Annotated in this window: 17 protein-coding genes; 4 read left to right on the top strand and 13 right to left on the bottom strand. The window is 70.0% G+C overall.

Going from position 1 to position 16,889, the window contains the following annotated elements:
- The first annotated feature begins 28 nt into the window (after nucleotides 1-28).
- A complete protein-coding gene (locus tag FHS44_RS17335; RefSeq protein ID WP_184715831.1) occupies nucleotides 29-694 on the top strand; it encodes a potassium channel family protein in 666 nt (221 codons plus the stop codon).
- Nucleotides 694-1,365: a potassium channel family protein gene (locus tag FHS44_RS17330; RefSeq protein WP_184715829.1), complete on the top strand. Its 672-nt coding sequence runs from the start codon at nucleotides 694-696 to the stop codon at nucleotides 1,363-1,365. The genes FHS44_RS17335 and FHS44_RS17330 overlap by 1 nt, the downstream gene beginning before the upstream one ends.
- A 60-nt stretch (nucleotides 1,366-1,425) precedes the next feature.
- Here FHS44_RS17330 and FHS44_RS17325 read toward each other — a convergent pair whose 3' ends face one another.
- The 6 genes from FHS44_RS17325 to valS form a co-directional block, all read right to left on the bottom strand.
- A complete protein-coding gene (locus tag FHS44_RS17325) occupies nucleotides 1,426-2,088 on the bottom strand; it encodes a DUF3159 domain-containing protein (protein WP_184716607.1) in 663 nt (220 codons plus the stop codon).
- Between the two features lie 32 nt (nucleotides 2,089-2,120).
- Nucleotides 2,121-2,513, bottom strand: a complete 393-nt coding sequence (locus FHS44_RS17320) for an OB-fold nucleic acid binding domain-containing protein (protein WP_184715827.1) — start codon at nucleotides 2,511-2,513, stop codon at nucleotides 2,121-2,123.
- A 48-nt stretch (nucleotides 2,514-2,561) separates the two neighbouring features.
- Nucleotides 2,562-3,254, bottom strand: coding sequence for a DUF3710 domain-containing protein (locus FHS44_RS17315; protein ID WP_184715825.1), 693 nt, complete (start codon nucleotides 3,252-3,254; stop codon nucleotides 2,562-2,564).
- A gap of 57 nt (nucleotides 3,255-3,311) precedes the next feature.
- On the bottom strand, nucleotides 3,312-3,755 hold the full coding sequence (dut, locus tag FHS44_RS17310) for a dUTP diphosphatase (RefSeq protein WP_184715823.1): 444 nt from the start codon (nucleotides 3,753-3,755) through the stop codon (nucleotides 3,312-3,314).
- 289 nt (nucleotides 3,756-4,044) lie between these two features.
- A complete protein-coding gene (locus FHS44_RS17305) occupies nucleotides 4,045-5,223 on the bottom strand; it encodes an AI-2E family transporter (protein ID WP_184715821.1) in 1,179 nt (392 codons plus the stop codon).
- Between the two features lie 404 nt (nucleotides 5,224-5,627).
- Nucleotides 5,628-8,168 (bottom strand): valine--tRNA ligase, encoded by a 2,541-nt coding sequence (gene valS, locus FHS44_RS17300; RefSeq protein WP_184715819.1) that lies wholly within the window; start codon nucleotides 8,166-8,168, stop codon nucleotides 5,628-5,630.
- 129 nt (nucleotides 8,169-8,297) lie between these two features.
- Between valS and FHS44_RS17295 the strand changes: the two genes are divergently transcribed.
- Nucleotides 8,298-8,594 (top strand): DUF4235 domain-containing protein, encoded by a 297-nt coding sequence (locus tag FHS44_RS17295; RefSeq protein WP_184715817.1) that lies wholly within the window; start codon nucleotides 8,298-8,300, stop codon nucleotides 8,592-8,594.
- Nucleotides 8,595-8,644: 50 nt separating this feature from the next.
- Here the strand turns inward: FHS44_RS17295 and FHS44_RS17290 are convergent, their stop codons facing one another.
- The 5 genes from FHS44_RS17290 to FHS44_RS17270 all read right to left on the bottom strand — a co-directional run bounded on the left by FHS44_RS17290 (nucleotide 8,645) and on the right by FHS44_RS17270 (nucleotide 13,643).
- Nucleotides 8,645-10,018, bottom strand: a complete 1,374-nt coding sequence (locus FHS44_RS17290; protein WP_184715815.1) for an alpha,alpha-trehalose-phosphate synthase (UDP-forming) — start codon at nucleotides 10,016-10,018, stop codon at nucleotides 8,645-8,647.
- 53 nt (nucleotides 10,019-10,071) lie between these two features.
- Nucleotides 10,072-10,953 (bottom strand): hypothetical protein, encoded by an 882-nt coding sequence (locus tag FHS44_RS17285; RefSeq protein WP_184715813.1) that lies wholly within the window; start codon nucleotides 10,951-10,953, stop codon nucleotides 10,072-10,074.
- Nucleotides 10,954-11,032: 79 nt separating this feature from the next.
- Nucleotides 11,033-11,332, bottom strand: coding sequence for a DUF4193 domain-containing protein (locus FHS44_RS17280; RefSeq protein WP_184715811.1), 300 nt, complete (start codon nucleotides 11,330-11,332; stop codon nucleotides 11,033-11,035).
- Between the two features lie 293 nt (nucleotides 11,333-11,625).
- The gene (locus tag FHS44_RS17275; RefSeq protein ID WP_184716604.1) at nucleotides 11,626-12,909 is read right to left on the bottom strand and encodes a sensor histidine kinase; all 1,284 of its coding nucleotides are present in this window, start codon (nucleotides 12,907-12,909) and stop codon (nucleotides 11,626-11,628) included.
- Between the two features lie 80 nt (nucleotides 12,910-12,989).
- Nucleotides 12,990-13,643: a response regulator transcription factor gene (locus FHS44_RS17270; RefSeq protein ID WP_184715809.1), complete on the bottom strand. Its 654-nt coding sequence runs from the start codon at nucleotides 13,641-13,643 to the stop codon at nucleotides 12,990-12,992.
- Nucleotides 13,644-13,861: 218 nt separating this feature from the next.
- Here FHS44_RS17270 and FHS44_RS17265 point away from each other — a divergent pair, with 218 nt between their 5' ends.
- A complete protein-coding gene (locus tag FHS44_RS17265) occupies nucleotides 13,862-14,029 on the top strand; it encodes a hypothetical protein (RefSeq protein ID WP_184715807.1) in 168 nt (55 codons plus the stop codon).
- 55 nt (nucleotides 14,030-14,084) lie between these two features.
- Here FHS44_RS17265 and FHS44_RS17260 read toward each other — a convergent pair whose 3' ends face one another.
- Complete coding sequence (locus FHS44_RS17260) at nucleotides 14,085-14,882, bottom strand: inositol monophosphatase family protein (protein WP_184715804.1); 798 nt, start codon at nucleotides 14,880-14,882, stop codon at nucleotides 14,085-14,087.
- Nucleotides 14,879-16,864, bottom strand: a complete 1,986-nt coding sequence (locus FHS44_RS17255; RefSeq protein WP_184715802.1) for a S9 family peptidase — start codon at nucleotides 16,862-16,864, stop codon at nucleotides 14,879-14,881. The genes FHS44_RS17260 and FHS44_RS17255 overlap by 4 nt, the downstream gene beginning before the upstream one ends.
- Between the last annotated feature and the right edge of the window lie 25 nt (nucleotides 16,865-16,889).

Genomic DNA, 16,889 nt, shown 5'->3' with positions numbered 1-16,889 from the left:
TCCGCCTCAATCTGAGCGGCGGGGGAGCATGCATATCGTGATCATGGGATGTGGCCGGGTCGGATCGACCCTGGCGCACATCCTTGAGGACAGCGGCCACTCGGTCGCGATCATCGACCGGGACCCGCAGGCCTTCCGCAGGCTGCGGGCCGGTTTCCGCGGCCGCCGGGTAACCGGCATCGGCTTCGACCGTGACGTGCTGGAGGAGGCGGGCATCGGCTCGGCCAGCGCCTACGTCGCGGTCAGCAGCGGCGACAACTCCAACATCATCTCCGCCAGGGTCGCCCGTGAGACCTTCGGCGTGGACAACGTCGTCGCCCGCATCTACGACCCCCGGCGCGCCGAGGTCTATCAGCGTCTCGGCATCCCCACCGTCGCCACGGTGCGCTGGACCGCCGACCAGATCCTGCGCCGTGTCCTGCCCGAGGGCGCCGAGCCGCTCTGGCGTGACCCCACCGGCTCCGTCGTGCTGGCCGAGGTGGCCTACCACCCCGCCTGGATCGGCACCAGGAGCAAGGACCTTGAGGAGGCAGCGGGCACCCGCGTCGCGTTCGTCAACCGGATGGGCGAGACCCTGCTGCCCAAGAACGACTCGGTGGTGCAGGAGGGCGACATCCTGCACGTCATGGCGGCCGAGAACGACATGGAGCGCATCAACAAGGTGCTCTCCGGCCCTCCCGAGGGGAGCCACTGATGCGCGTCACCATCGCGGGCGCCGGAGCCGTCGGACGGTCCATCGCCGCCGAGCTCCTGGAGAACGGCCACGAGGTCCTGCTCATCGACATCGACCCCAAGGCCATCAAGATCGACACCGTGCCGAGGGCGGAGTGGCTGCTCGCCGACGCCTGCGAGATCTCCTCCCTCGACGAGGCGGGCCTGGCCGACTGTCACGTGGTCGTCGCCGCCAGCGGTGACGACAAGGTCAACCTCGTCGTCTCCCTGCTCGCCAAGACCGAGTACGGCGTGCCACGCGTGGTGGCCAGGATCAACCACCCCAAGAACGAGTGGCTGTTCAACGAGTCGTGGGGCGTGGACGTGGCCGTCTCGACCCCGAGGCTGCTGAGCGCCCTGGTCGAGGAGGCGGTGAGCGTCGGCGACCTGGTCCGCCTGATGACCTTCCGTCAGGGCCAGGCCAACCTGGTCGAGCTCACCCTCCCCGAGGACGCGCCGGTCGTCGGCCACCGGGCGGGTTCGGTGCCCTGGCCCGCCGACACCGCGCTGGTGGCGATCCTGCGCGAGGGCCGGGTGCTGGTGCCCAGCGCGGACGACCCCCTTGAGGCCGGTGACGAGCTGATGTTCGTGGCCAGCCAGGAGGTCGAGGAGGAGCTGGGCAGGCTGCTCTCCCCGCACAACCGCCCCGCCTGACCCCCGCACAAACGAAACGGTCCCGTACGGCTAGGCCGTACGGGACCGTTCTTGTGAAGGTCACGGGGAGGCGGGTCTGACCGGGGTCCTGCCCTTCGTCAGCAGCCACACCATGGCGGCCAGGCCCGCGACCTGCAGCGGCCAGCCCATCACGATCTTCAGGATGCCGAGCTCGGCGACCGCGTCGTTCCCCCCGATGAGGTAGACGGGCAGCTGCACGGCCACCCGGACCACGCAGGGGATCATCAGCAGCCAGGTCAGCTTGGAGCACAGCCGCACCACGGCCGGGTCGGAGCGCCAGGCGGTCGGGTCGCCGGTGACGGATCCGATCAGGAAGCCGACCACCGGCCAGCGGACCACGATCGAGATCAGCATCGCCACCGCGTAGCCCGCGTTGTAGAGGATGCCGGGCAGGAAGACGTCCTTCGCCTCACCCGTCCGGGAGGCGAAGAACGCGCCGATGGCGATGCCGAACAGGCTGTTGAGCACGAACTGCGGCGTCGAGCGCTGCAGCACGCGCACCACCAGCAGGACCACCGAGGTGGCGACGCTGACGATCAGCGACGTCCTCAGGTCGGAGATGGTGATCCACATCACCGTGAAGACGATCGTGGGCACGGCGGCCTCGATGGTGCCCCGCACGCCGCCGAAGGCCTTGGCGAGTTGCCCGCGCATCGCCGCCTCGACGGTGACGTGCGCCGCGTTCTCCTCGGTGGTGCTCATCTTCTCGCTCACCGCTCCGTGGTCGTCTTCACTCACGCACCGCCCGCCGGGCGCAGCTCGTACTTGGGATTGAACATCACCTTGCGCCCGTCCTGGAGGCTGACCAGCCCCTCGGCGAGCACCATTCTGCCCGGCTCGATGCCCGCGATCTTCCTGCGACCGAGCCAGACCAGGTCGATCACGTCGGAGCCGTCGTAGAGCTCCGCCTCAAGGGCGGGCGCGCCACCCCGGGGGCGCAACGTGACCGTACGTAGCGTACCGGTTACGCAGAATCTGCGTCGCCCGCCACACGAGACGATCGGTGTCGCGCCGTGGCGATCGAGGTCCTGCTGGAGCTCGTCGGCCTCCAGCTCCGCCTGGCTCGTCGTCAGGCGACGGAAGAAGCCCCGAAATCCGCGCTGTTTATGCGGTTCCTGAGAACCCACGACCTCTCCTTCGCATACGTGTTGAATCAGCGTACGCGATCCCTCATGTCAGCGGAGTTCGGCGATCTCGGGACCGCGTTCGAAGGGGTTGAGGTCGGGCACCTCGGGGTCGGCCTCCTGCCGTTCCGCGGCCTGCCTGGCCTCGGGAGGAAGCCGCAGCTCGATCGACTCCTTCGGGGCCATCGGCTCGTCACCGCGGACCACGACGATGTCGCGGACGACCCCCTCCAGGATCGCGGCGACGTCCTCGTCGACCACGGCGCGGCCGCTGATCACCGCGCGCAGGAACCAGCGCGGCCCGTCGACGCCGATGTAGCGCACCGGCTGGGGCTCGTTCGCCCCCTCGGCGGGGATGCGCGCGGCCAGCTCGGGCCCGAACGGCCCCTCGCGCTGCTCGACCGTGCCGCCCGCGGAGCGCACGCCCTCGGCGAGGTCGGAACGGACCTCGTCCCAGATCCCGCTGCGCCTGGGCGCGGCGAACGCGTGCACCTGCAGGGCGCTGTCCTCGACCATGACGACCGCGCCGACGATCTGCTCACCGGCCAGGTTGAGCTGCACCTCGAAGCCGGAGTCGACCGGCAGGCGCAGCCCGCCGAGGTCAACCCTCTCCCGCTCCGGGTACGGCTCGGCCGAGTCCCACGGCCCCGAGGGCCGCGTCCGCGGCTCCTCGCCGCGCTCCTCGGTCTGCTCGACTTCCTCTGCGAGGGCCGGGGGCTCCTCGCGACGGCTCCTTCTGAACACTTTCCTCACGCTCCTCGAACGTTCACTGGAGGCTCGCCATCCGGGCCCCGTCCCGCATCAGCGTCCGGTGGACCCGAACCCGTCGGCGCCCCGCGCCGAGCCGGGCAGCCGGTCCACCTCGTAGAACACCGCCTTCTCCACCCGCTGGACGACGAGCTGCGCGATGCGGTCTCCCCTGCGCAGCCGTACGGCCTCCTTGGTGTCGGTGTTGATCAGGGTCACCCTGATCTCGCCCCGGTAGCCCGCGTCCACGGTGCCGGGCGCGTTCACGAGCGTCACGCCGTGCCGGGCGGCCAGGCCCGAGCGCGGATGGACGAACGCGGCGTATCCGTCGGGCAGGGCGATCGCCACGCCGGTGCCGACCGTGGCCCGCTCTCCCGGGAGCAGCTCGACGTCCTCGACGGCGCGCAGATCGGCTCCCGCGTCACCGGGGTGGGCGTACGAAGGCATGGGCAGGTCGGTGTCGAGCCGGTGGATCAACACCTCGACTTTGCCGGTCACGGGTTCCCCTCGTCATCGTGGTGCTCGTCGGTCGCCGCCCGGCCTTCGGCGCGGGCGGAGCGCTCCCTGTTCTCACCGGCGTGCTCTTCCGGGGGCGCGCCGGCGTCTTCGCCGATGCGGGACGCGACGGCACGCGTGGCGGCCGGGCCGTACCGACGGCCGCGACGTCCCTCAGCCTCACCGTACGCCTTCGGAGCCGCATCGGAAGCGCGCCGGGCGCACACCGGGAAAAGCGGGCCGCCGCGTGCGGGAACCGGGCACGGGGTGGAACGGGTCACGGAGGAGAACGTTACCCCCTGTGCTGGGCGGACTCCTCATCCACGGCGGAGTCCGGCTCCTGCGTCGCCGTCCCGGCGTCCGCTGGCTCGTCCCCGGGTGGCGGGTGCTCCGGCGCCGGAGGCAGGGCGATCGGTGGATCGGCCATGAGCTCGGGGATCGCCCGATAGATGACGGCGGCGACCGGGACCGCGACCGCCGCCCCGGCGATGCCCGCCAGGATGCCGCCGACGGCCAGCACCAGGATGATCGCCAGCGGGTGGAAGCTCAGCGCCCTGCCGACGATCAGCGGCTGCAGGACGTGGTTCTCCAACTGCTGCTCGACGATCAGGACGCCGAGGAAGATCAGCGCGTAGATCGGGCCCTTCGCCCCCAGGGTGACCAGGGTGGCGACGCCTCCGGCGAAGAAGATGCCGACGATCGGGATGAAGCTGGCCAGGAAGATCATCACGGCGAGTGGCGCCCAGAGCGGGACGCCCATCCCGGCGAGCACGATGCCCATGATCACGCCGTGCACGGCGGCGACCGCCACGGTGCCCTGCACGTAGTGCGACAGGGTCACCCAGGCCGTACGGCCCGCCCTGTCCACCCGGGGAGCCGCGGAGCCGAAGCCCTTCAGGAACCAGGTCCAGATGCGGTCGCCGTCCTTGAGCAGGAAGAAGGTGACGAACATCAGCAGCACGAGGGAGGCGAGCACCTCGAAGGCGACCGTGGCGCCGGTGAGCACGGTCTGGGTGATCTGGTTGCGCTGCGCGGTGATCTGGGCGGTGATCTCGTCGATCCAGGAGGTCAGCTGGTTGGGCTGCAGGTGCAGGGGGCCGGTGTAGAGCCACTGCTCGACGGTCTTGGAGGTCTCGCGCACCTGGTTGACCAGGCCGGGGAACTCGTCGTTGGCCCGCAGGCCGATGAACCAGCCCGTGCCGCCCAGCACCCCGAAGGCCACCAGCATCGTGATCCAGGTGGCGTATATGGGCCGGATGCCGACCGATCTGAGCCTGCGCGTCATCGGGAACAGCAGCGCCGTCAGCAGTAACGCGACGGCCAGCGGCAGCACCACGATGTGCAACGTCGCGATGAACTGCGCGAAGTAGAAGACCGCCCAGCCGATGATGATCAGGCACAGGCACCAGGTCGCCACCCGCAGCAGAATGCGGGGCACGAGGTTCGTCAGGCGTTCCCGATCGGAGATCACGCTTCCAGACTGTCATGCCACGGCCTGTGACGCGCATGGTTATCGGCCCGACACGTAAAGCGGCGGCCCGAAGACCGCAAGGAGACCGTGGGGCCCCGGCGGGCCCCACGGCGTGTGGATCAGCGCTCCTCGGGCGGCCGGGCGATCACCCTGTCGTCGAGTTGACGCGCTCTCCGACGTGAACCGAAGATTCAGTCCGCACCGCTGACGCGGCACCCCTGTGGCTTCCTGCTTCACCGACCCGCGCCGCCGAAACGGTCTTACCAGGTCTCCACAGGCTTTCGAGCCTTACGGCCCCGTTCCCGCCCGCCCGGCGGTATCCAACGCCGCGACGCTAACAGACACCGATCCGCCTCAGCAGCGAATCAGCTGTTTCCATCCGCCGCACGGAAAGGGAACACCCCTCAGGCGAGGGCGACCTCGACCAGCAGGTCTCCCTCGCTCTCCCTGAGCACGAACTCCTCGACGGCGCCCGCGGCGCACAGGTCGTCCTGCGCCTGACGCACCAGAGCGGCCGGTCCTCCGGTGACGGTCAGCCGGGCGACCTCGGCGCGCATCGACAGCCTGGCGTCGGACTTGGCCTTCCTGACGTGGCCGAGGACCTCGGCCACCGTGGGGAGCAGGTCCTTCTTCTCCGCCCGCTCGGCCAGGCCGTACGGCGTCGGCCAGGGGGCGCGGTGCACCGAGCCCTCGCGCCACCAGGACCAGACCTCCTCGGTGACGAAGGGCAGGAAGGGGGCGAACAGCCTGAGCATGACGTCCAGCGCCCGGCGCAGCGCGGCGTGCGCGGAGGCGGCCTCCGGGCCCTCCCCGTAGGCCCTGACCTTGACCAGCTCCAGGTAGTCGTCGCAGAACTCCCAGAAGAACCGTTCGGTCCTTTCGAGGGCGCGGGCGTAGTCGTAGTCCTCGAAGGCGCGCGTGGCCTCCTCGACCACCTCGGCGAGCCTGGCCAGCATCGACAGGTCGATCGGCTCGGTGACCTCGCCGGTCTCGGCGCCGTCCTCGCCGAGCCCCAGCACGAACCGGGAGGCGTTCAGGATCTTGATTGCCAGCCTGCGGCCGATCTTGATCTGGCCGGTGTCGAAGGTGGTGTCCGTGCCGGGACGCCCGCAGGCGGCCCAGTAGCGGACGGCGTCGGAGCCGTACTGTTCGAGCAGGCCGAGCGGGGTGACCACGTTCCCCGCCGACTTGGACATCTTCTTGCGGTCGGGGTCGAGGATCCACCCGGAGATCGCGACGTCGCGCCAGGGCAGGGTGCCCTCCTCCAGGTGCGCCCTGACCACGGTCGAGAACAGCCAGGTGCGGATGATCTCGTGGGCCTGGGGGCGCAGGTCCATCGGGAAGACCCGCGAGAACAGGTCCTCGTCGCGGCCCCAGCCGCCCGCGATCTGCGGGGTGAGCGAGGAGGTCGCCCAGGTGTCCATGACGTCCGGGTCGCCGACGAAGCCGCCGGGCCTGCCGCGCTGGTCCTCGGTGTAGCCGGGCGGCACGTCGGAGGCGGGGTCCATCGGCAGCGCCGACTCGTCGGGGGCGATCGGCGAGGAGAGGTCGGGCTCCCCCGTCTCGTCCAGCGGGTACCACAGCGGGATCGGCACGCCGAAGAAGCGCTGCCGGGAGATCAGCCAGTCGCCGGACAGGCCCTCGACCCAGTTGTCGTAGCGGACCTTCATGTGCGGCGGGTGCCAGGACAGCTCGGCGCCCCGGGCGAGCAGCGCCTTCCTGAGCTCCCGGTCCCGGCCTCCGTTGCGGATGTACCACTGCCGGGTGGTGACGATCTCCAGGGGGCGGTCGCCCTTCTCGTAGAACTTCACCGGGCGGGTGACCTTCCGGGGCTCGCCGTCCAGGTCGCCACCGGCGCGCAGCAGCTCGACGATCCGCTCGCGGGCGCCGTGCACGGTCTTTCCCGCCAGCTCGCCGTACGGCTGCGCGGGCACGCCGGGCGGCGCGTCGGGCAGCAGCCTGCCGTCCCTGCCGAGGACGGCGCGGGTCGGCAGGTCGAGCTCACGCCACCAGACGACGTCGGTGACGTCGCCGAAGGTGCAGATCATGGCGATGCCCGAGCCCTTGTCCGGCTCCGCGAGGCGGTGGGCGAGCACCGGCACCTCGACGCCGAACAGCGGCGTGGTGACCGTGGTGCCGAACAGCGGGCGGTAGCGCTCGTCGTCGGGGTGGGCGACCAGCGCGACGCAGGCGGGCAGCAGCTCGGGCCTGGTCGTCTCGATCCAGACGCGTTCGCCCGTTCCCTGGGTGGGGGTGAAGGCGACGCGGTGGAAGGCGCCGGGCCACGGCCTGTCCTCAAGCTCGGCCTGGGCGACTGCCGTACGGAACGTCACGTCCCACAGGGTGGGAGCCTGGGAGAGGTAGGCCTCGCCGCGGGCCAGGTTGCGCAGGAAGGCGCGCTGGGAGGCGGCGCGGGCCAGGCCGTCGACGGTCGCGTAGGTCAGCGACCAGTCGACCGACAGGCCGAGCCTGCGCCACAGCTCCTCGAAGACCTTCTCGTCCTCGATGGTGAGCCGTTCGCACAGCTCGATGAAGTTGCCGCGGGAGATGGGGATCTGGCGCTTGGCGTCCGGCTTGGCCGGGGGCTGGAAGGCCGGGTCGTAGGGGACGGAGGGATCGCAGCGCACCCCGAAGTGGTTCTGCACCCTGCGCTCGGTAGGCAGGCCGTTGTCGTCCCACCCCATGGGATAGAAGACCTCCCGCCCGCGCATGCGCTGGAAGCGGGCGATCGTGTCGGTGTGGGTGTAGGAGAAGACGTGCCCGACGTGCAGGGAGCCGGAGACGGTCGGCGGCGGGGTGTCGATGGAGTAGATCTCGGGGCGGGTGCGCGTTCTGTCGAAACGGTAGGTGCCCTCGGCCTCCCAGCGGCCCGACCATACGGCTTCCAGCCCGTCGAGAGAGGGTTTCTCGGGCATGGGCGCATAGCGCGGTCGCTGTGGTGTCATGCCTCCCTATGGTATGGCGTCACGTGCCCGGGTGACGGAGGAGACTAGTGTTCTTGTTCGAGGCGGGAATTCTCGCGCGACGCGAGAACGACGCGAGAATTGGGAGAGCGAAAGCGGGGAGGAGGCCACATGGCCGACAAGTCCGAGAAGCAGGATCTGGCGTGGCGGGTCATCGGCGGCCTCGCGGGGCTGGCGACCGCCTGGGCCGCGCGGAAGGTCATCGGCTTCGCCTGGGAGAAGACGACGGGCAAGAAGCCCCCCGCGGACAACGAGTCGCTGGACATCAGTCTTGGTGAGGCGATCGGCTACGCCGTGGTGATGGGGGTCGGCATGCAGGTGGCGCAGATCGTGGTCGCCCGCACCGCCAGGAAGCGCTACGACGCGTGGAAGTCCGTACGGGAGACGGCGAAGGAGATCTCGGTCTGACGCCGCGTCTCATCCCCGCGGGACTCCCGCGGGGATGAGACGTCCCGGGGTCAGGATTCGAGTGAGGCGAGGAACTCCTTGGCCCAGCGGTCCACGTCGTAGGTCGCGACCCTTCTGCGCAGCGAGCGCATCCGGCGTGACAGGTCGTGCGGCGTGGCCCGCATCGCGGCGAGCATCATCCGTTTGAGGCCGTCCACGTCGTAGGGGTTGACCATGAACGCCTGTCTCAGCTCGTCGGCGGCCCCGGCGAACTCGCTGAGCACCAGGGCTCCGCGCAGGTCGTTGCGGCAGGCGATGTATTCCTTGGCGACGAGGTTCATACCGTCACGCAGCGGGGTCACCACCATGACGTCCGCGGCCAGGTAGAGCGAGGCCAGCTCCTCCCTGCCGTAGGACTGGTGCATGTACTGCACGGGCTGCTGGCCGAGTTCGCCCTGTTCGCCGTTGATCCGGCCGACCTGGAGCTCGATGGAGTCGCGCAGGCGCATGTACTCCTCGACCCGCTCGCGGCTCGGGGTGGCGATCTGCACGAAGGCCGCCTCCCCCGGCTTGATCGAGCCCTCGGACAGCAGTTCGCCGAAGGCCTTCAGGCGCTGGCCGATTCCCTTGGTGTAGTCGAGCCGGTCCACGCCGAGCAGCAGGCACTCGGGGTCGCCCAGCTCGGAGCGGATCTCCTTGGCCCGCTCGATGATGTGCGGCTCGCGCACCAGCGAGTCGAGTTCCCCGAAGTCGACGGAGATGGGGAAGGCCGCGGCCCGCACCACCCGGTCCTCGACGTAGATCTCGTTCTTGTGGTGCTGCAGGCCGAGCAGCCTGCGGCACAGGCGGATGAAGTTCGAGGCGCCACCGGGGCGCTGGAAGCCGACCAGGTCGGCGCCGAGGAGCCCCTCGACGATCTCCCTTCGCCAGGGGAGCTGGGAGAACAGCTCGACCGGCGGGAACGGGATGTGCAGGAAGAACCCGATGCGCAGGTCAGGACGGAGTCTGCGGAGCAGGGCGGGAACCAGCTGGAGCTGGTAGTCCTGGATCCACACGACCGCGTTCTCCGCCGCCTCCTCGGCGGCGGCCCTGGCGAAGCGCTCGTTGACCGCCCGGTAGGCCTCCCACATGACGCGGGAGTAGACCGGGGTAGCCACCACGTCGTGGTAGAGGGGCCACAGGGTGGCGTTAGAGAAGCCCTCGTAGTAGAGCTCGACCTCCGACTCCGACAGCGGCACGGGGATGAGGTGCATGCCGTCGTGTTCGAAGGGGTCGAGATACTCGCCGGGGGCGCCGTGCCAGCCGATCCACGCGCCCTCACGTCGCTGAAGGACGGGAGCGATCGCGGTGACCAGGCCGCCGGGGCTACGCCGCCACATGTCGTCACCCACACGGTCGACGGGGAGGCGGTTTGCGACGATCAGAAACGAGCTGCGGCCCTGCACAAAATCCTCCAGGTAGTCGGACTACTCCTAACAACTACCCAATTCAGGCGTTTCTATGACTTACCGGGTGGAAGCGCCCGATTAATTCTTAGATCAGCCCTGACCGCCTCGGCGAGTCTCCGGGTGGCGGCGCGGTTGAGGGCCCCACCTGCGACGGCGCCCGTGAGGAAGGGGCCGAGGGTGGTCAGGTGACGGCCGAGGGTGCGCAGCAGCCTGTTGCGCAGCCCCGCCTTCGCGGCCGCGCCGAGCGCGATGCTGACCGTGGCGGGAGACAGGGGATCGACGCCGCGCTGTTTGGACCAGGCGGTCACGAAGACCATGGCGCGCTGCGTCCCGGTGCCCGGCACCTGTATGCCGTAGACCTCGTGGAGCTCGGCGAGAAGCTTGACCTCGATCGCGGCGACCACCAGGGTCTCGGCGACGAGCTGCGCGGGGGCGGACAGCAGCAGGGGCGGGGCGGCGAACTCGGCCGCGGCCAGGGCACCGCCGATGGCGCCGACCGTCATGGTCGCCTTGGCGGCCGTCCGCACGAGGTCGTCGGCCAGGGCCTCGGAGGCCAGGCCGTGATGGTGCTCGGAGAGGGTGGCGAGATCACGGATGGGGATGCGGGGGGCGACCGCGGTGAACACCTCGGCCAGCCAGCGGCCACGGCCGACTCCCGTGTCCTTCGCCCTCCTCGACCCCCTGGCCAGGAGTGTGGTCAGGCGGCCGAGCAGTCGCCGCCGTTCGGGGCCCGCCAGCCCCTCCTGCTCGGTGAGCCTGCCGACGAGTTCGGCCACCTCGCGGTCGACGGCCCCCTCGGCCGTGACCTCCGGTGTCTTCGCGGGCTCGGGGGATCCGTCCGTCTCGTGGTCCTTGTTCACGGGTGCGCCGGTCGACTCCCCGGCCGTGGAGTCGCCCGGCTCTGCACCGGTCTGTTTGTTCTCTGACGTCATGTCGCGGAACCTCCTCAAGGCTGTCCCGGAGTCCTGCCCACCGTGGGAAGGACAACCTCGGACGGCCGTCGGAATATCGTCAGGCCGCGCACTCCTTGCAAATCTGCTGGCCGTTCCTCTCGGTGGCGAGCTGACTGCGGTGGTGCACGAGGAAGCACCGCGCGCAGGTGAACTCGTCCGCCTGACGAGGAATCACCCTCAGTGAGAGCTCCTCGTTGGACAGGTCCGCGCCCGGCAGCTCAAGCGACTCGGCGAGGTCGGTCTCGTCGATGTCGATACTGCCCGAGGACTTGTCCGTACGGCGGGCCTGCAGTTCCTGAAGACTGTCCTCACCGAGGTCGTCGTCAGTCTTGCGTGGGCTGTCGTAGTCGGTAGCCATCGGTCTGCTCCATCCCCCTCATCTATCTATCTGTCCGCGCTTGTGGTCCGTTCGCGCTCGTTCGCGCGTGTGTAACGTTCGAGAGGCTCAACTTGTGCCCGATCCGCCAGATAGATTCCTGCTTCGGTACCCCGTCGGAATGGTCGGTGAACCTCCCCACACGTGAGGGACCTCCCGCCAATGGGCGTGGTTAGCCAAATATGGCGTAAACCACAACATTGGCGGCATGCACCACCGTGTTCGACGGCACATCCAACCACATGTACGGCGTGAACGAGACGCCCCCCGCCGCATCAGCGCGACTGAAGTCTCACCGTCACCACGAGACCTCCCCCGTCCCTGGGAACGGCGGCCACGTTACCCCCGTGAGCACGCACGACCGCGCGGACGATGGACAGCCCGAGCCCCGCTCCCTTGGAGGAGTCGACCCGCTCGGCGTTGAGCCTGCGGAACGGCTCGAACAGGCTGTTCACCTCGTAGGCGGGCACGTGCGGCCCCGTGTTGGCCACCTGAACGACGAGGGCCCCCTCGACCATTCCCGTGCGGACCCACACGCGTCCCCTGTCGGGGAGGTTGTGCTTGATGGCGTTCTCGACCAGGTTGGAGACGCATCGTTCGAGGAGCACCGGGTCGCCGACCGTCTCGGCGCCGCGCAGCTCGGTGGTCACGACGACCCCGGCCTCCTTGGCGCGCGGCAGGAGCTGCTCGACGGCGGTCTCCGCGACGTCCTTCACGTCGACCGGCTTGCGCACGCTCAGCTCGCGCTCGCTGCGCGCCAGCAGCAGCAGCCCCTCGATGAGCCGCTCGTTGCGCGCGTTGACCTCAAGCAGCGTACGGCCAAGCGCCTTGAGGTCCTCGGAGGCCTGCGGATCGCCCAGCGCGATCTCCAGGACGGTCCGGTTGATGGTCAGCGGGGTGCGCAGCTCGTGCGAGGCGTTGGCCACGAACCTCCGCTGGGTGTCGAAGGCCACGTTGAGCCTGGTCAGCATGGCGTCGAAGGTGTCGGCCAGCTCCTTGAGCTCGTCGTCGGGGCCTTCGAGGCCGATCCGCTCGTGGGCGAGGGTGCTGTCGGAGAGCCTGCGCGCGGTCGTGGTCATCTGCTGGATCGGCCTGAGCGCGCGGTCGGCGGCGAGATAGCCGATGATGATCGCCAGGATGCCGACCCCGGCCAGGGCGGGCACGGAGCGGGTCAGCAGGGCCTTGCGCGCCCCGGTCACCGCCAGGTGCAGGTTCGAGTTCCACCACTGCTGGATCTGGGCCGCGACGTCGCTGGGCATGTCGTCGGTGACCGCCGTCGGCCACGCCGACTCGATCGCCCAGCCGACCATCATGTAGATGACGAACAGCAGCAGGACCCCGGCGATGAAGAACAGCACACCGTAGGTGATGGTGAGGCGCCAGCGGATGCTGATCCTGCTGACCGTCGAGTGCAGCCGTTCGAGCGGGGTCGGCGAGAGCGAGGTGCCACCGGGCGGGGGCGGCCCGTCCCAGGCGGGCGGGCCGGTCGGCGGGGGCGCCTGGAGGCGGACCGGTGAGACGGTCGCCTGGCGGCCGCGCTCGGAGTGCGGACTGATCATGGGGTGGGTCGGCACCCCCTGTCCGGCCTCGTCGGCAGGTCCGCCCGCGAACCGGCCCTCTCCCGCGCCCTCGCCGCCGCTCACAGCTTGTACCCGACCCCGGGTACCGTCTCGATCACCTGAGGCTCACCCAGCTTCTTCCTGAGGGTCATCATGGTCACGCGCACCACGTTGGTGAACGGGTCGATGTTCTCGTCCCAGGCCTTGTCGAGCAGGTCCTCCTGGCTGACGACCGCGCCCTCGGCGCGCATCAGCTCCTCAAGGACCGCGAACTCCTTCTTGGTGAGCGCGATCTCCTCGCCGTCCCTGGTGACCAGCCTCTTGCCCGGGTCGAGACGGACTCCGGAGCGCTCCAACACGGGAGGCAGCGCCGGGGCCGAGCGGCGGCCGAGCGCCCGCACCCGCGCGACCAGCTCGACGAAGGCGAACGGCTTGGCGAGATAGTCGTCGGCGCCGAGTCCCAGCCCCTCGACCCTGTCGTCGACGTCACCGGAGGCGGTGAGCATCAGGATCCGCGAGGCCGTCCTGTCGGCGACCAGGCGGCGGCAGACCTCGTCGCCGTGGACCTTGGGCAGGTCGCGGTCCAGGACAATTACGTCGTAGTCGACGTAGCCGGTCCTTTCGAGCGCGCCCGCGCCGTCGTAGGCGACGTCGACGGCCATGGCCTCACGCCGGAGCCCCGTCGCGATCGCGTCGGCGAGCACCCGCTCGTCCTCAACCACAAGCACGCGCACGACCTCTGCTACCTCCCGTGAAAGATCCGCGAAACCCGCGGCAACGACTGTTCATTGTCGCCATACCCCGCGTAAGACGGGGGTAAGGCCGGTCTCACCGTACGAACAATCCGTGATGTAAGACACATATAGGTTTAACCAGGCCATCGCCATGGGTAGAGCTCACACCCAGTCCCCCGCCAGCCCTATCCTTCAGCCCCCGTGAGAAAGAAGGTGAGATGGGCGAGTTCACCACCACGATCGAACACCGCCTCGACCAGGCTTACAAGAACCTGCAGGAAGCCAGGTCCGCGGGCGACCACTACCTCGCCGACACCTTCACCGCCGAGATCGAGGATCTCCGCCGTCTGGCAACGGACAACGGCGTCGTTCCCGTCCAGCGCTGAGCGAACAGGCCCTCCGGTGCCCCTGCCCGGGGGGCCTGCCCGTGCCCGCGTCCGTTCACGGGTCGTCGCGTTCCGGGTCCAGCGGCGCTAGCAGGTCGTGCAACTCCTCGAACAGGCCGGGCGCCGCGCAGATCGTCAGGTCCGGGTTCGGCGGTCTGCCCGCGAGGCCGCCGATCCTGGCCCCCGCCTCGACGGCGACGAGTCCGCCCGCCGCGTGGTCCCAGTACTGCGGACCGCGCTCGTAGTAGCCGTCCACCCGCCCGGCCGCGACCGAGCAGAGGTCCGAGGCCGCCGAGCCTCCCCTGCGGATGTCACGCACGCGCGGCAGCACGTGGGCGAGCACCCGCGCCTGGACCGCGCGCCGTCCCGCCCCGTAGCCGAAACCGGTGGCGATCAGCGCCCGGTCGAGCGGCACGCCGACGGTGCAGCGCAGCCGCTCCCCCGCCAGCCAGGCGCCCCCGCCCCTGACCGCGGTGAACACCTCACCCCTCGGCACGACGTTGACCACCCCTGCGACGACCTCGCCGTCCACCTCGACGGCCACGCTGACGGCCCACTCGGGCAGGCCGTACAGGAAGTTGACGGTTCCGTCGATCGGATCGACGATCCAGCGGACCCGGCCCTCACCGGTCGCGCCGCCCTCCTCACCCAGGATCGCGTCGTACGGCCTGGCCCGCCTGATCCGGTCGCGGATCAGCTCTTCGGCGGCCCGGTCGAGGGCGGTCACCACGTCCGTCGGGCTGGACTTGGTCGCCAGGATCTCGGGTCTGGCGGGCCGTTTGGCCAGGAGCATCTCCCCCGCCTCCCGGGAGATCTCCTCGGCGAGCCTGCCGAGGAGACGCACGTCCGTCATGACAGCGACTCCGGCCGCTTCCACTCCCTGCCCAGGACGTGCTGGGCGAGGAAGGCGAGGACGGTCTCGTACCAGACCACGGCGTTGCCCGGTTTGAGCACCCAGTGGTTCTCGTCGGGGAAGTAGAGGAACTTCGACTCGACCCCGGTGCGCCGCAGGTCCCACCACAGGCGAAGCCCCTCGCCGACCGGCACCCGGTAGTCCTTGTCGCCGTGGACGACCAGCACGGGGGTGGAGATCCGCTCCAGGAACAGGTGCGGTGACAACTCCCGGTACATCCGCCCGCCCGGGAGCCCGAACTCGCGCTGGAAGTACATCGAGGCGTCGCTCGTGCCGGTGAACTGCTCAAGGTGCCACAGGGAGGCGTGGGTGACGATCGCCCTGAACCTGTCGGTGTGCCCGGCGATCCAGTTGGCCATGTAACCGCCGAACGAGCCGCCCATCGCGGCGGTCCTCGACGCGTCGAGCTCGGGCAGTTCGAGCGCGGCGTCGGTGATCGCCATCAGGTCGGCGTGGGTGCGCGGCCCCCAGTTGGCCCAGCCCCGCTGGATCATCCGCGCGCCGTACCCGGTGGACAGGCACGGGTCGGGCAGCAGCACCGCGTAGCCGTTCTGCGCCATGATCCACGGGTTCCACCGCCACGACCAGTCGTTCCAGGTCGCCACCGGGCCGCCGTGTATCCACAGCAGCAGCGGCGCCGGGCTCTGCGCGGAGGCGCCCTCGGGCAGCACCAGCCAGGCCCTGACGGTCTGGCCGTCGTCGGCGGTCACGCTGACCTCGGTCAGGGTGCCGGGCAGGTCGAGGCGAGGGGTGGGAGAGGGCAGCGTCTCGACCGTGCCGTCCGCGGTGACGTGCACCGGGGTCGGCGGGCTGTCCACGGCGCCGCGCAGCGCGTAGACCGAGCCGTCGGGCGCGGCCTGCAGCGACAGGTAGGCGCCGTCGTCGGCGGTCAGCCGTACCGGCTCGGAACCGTCGGCGGGGACGCGGAAGATCGGGCGGCGCCCCAGGTGGTCGGCGGCCAGGTAGAGCGAGCGGGAGTCGGGCGCCCACACGAAGTCCACCGGCCACAGGTCGTGGTCGCCGACGTGACCCGCGACGTGCCCCTCCCCCGTGGCCAGGTCGACGATCCACAGGACCGTCTCGGTGGCCACCTCTCCCGTTCCCTGCCTGGAGCGCACGCACGCGACCAGCCGCCCGTCGGGGGAGACGACCGGGCCTTCGAAGTCGTGACCGTCCTGCTCGGCGAGGATCCTCCGGGTGCCGTCCGCCACGTCGATCGCCGCCAGGTGGAAGCCGAACTCCCCGCCGGGCAGGTGGACCGTCCAGCTCGTCACGACGGTCGCGCCGTCCGGCGTGAGGTCCCACGAGGCGAAGGCCAGGCCCTTGCCCGGCTGCGGGGTGAGGTCCCTGATCCCGGTCAGCCGCTCCTGCCCGAGGGCCCCGGCGAACAGCCTGACCTCACCGGGCCCGAGGTCGTGGTCCCAGTGACGGACCAGCGGGTCCTCGTGCAGGATCGCGCTCACCCCGTTGTCCTTGCGCGTCCTGCGCCGCTCCGCCTCGGTCGCCTCGTCACCGGGCAGCACGTCGGAGCCGAAGACCACGTGCCCGCCCGCGGTGACGATCCCCGTCACCCCACCGGGCCGTGAGGCGATCTGCCGTGCCTCGCCTCCGGCGCGGGGCAGCAGCCAGAGCGCGGAGACCTCCTCCTCGGCCTCCTTGACCGTCGGGTCGGGGCGGCGGGAACAGAAAAGCAGATCGCCCTCCGCCGTGAACTCCGCTCCTGTCTCACCCTTCACCGACCGGGTCAACCGGTACGGCTCACGCCCATCCGTGGGAATTTCCCAAAGGGCCGTGCCATAGGACTTTCCGTCGGGGTTGAGTGCCTGGACCACGCTCACCAGGCGAGTTCCGTCGGGGGAGAGCCGCAGGGAAACCACCCGCGGGACGCCGACATAATCGCGGATGTCGCTAAATGGGGTCACGCTTGGAACCTACCCTGCCCTTCTT

It is taken from the genome of Streptosporangium saharense, from assembly GCF_014203715.1.
GTDB lineage: Bacteria > Actinomycetota > Actinomycetes > Streptosporangiales > Streptosporangiaceae > Streptosporangium > Streptosporangium saharense.
Note: the sequence above shows the minus strand (reverse complement) of the source record. Positions and strands in the feature narration are given on the sequence as shown.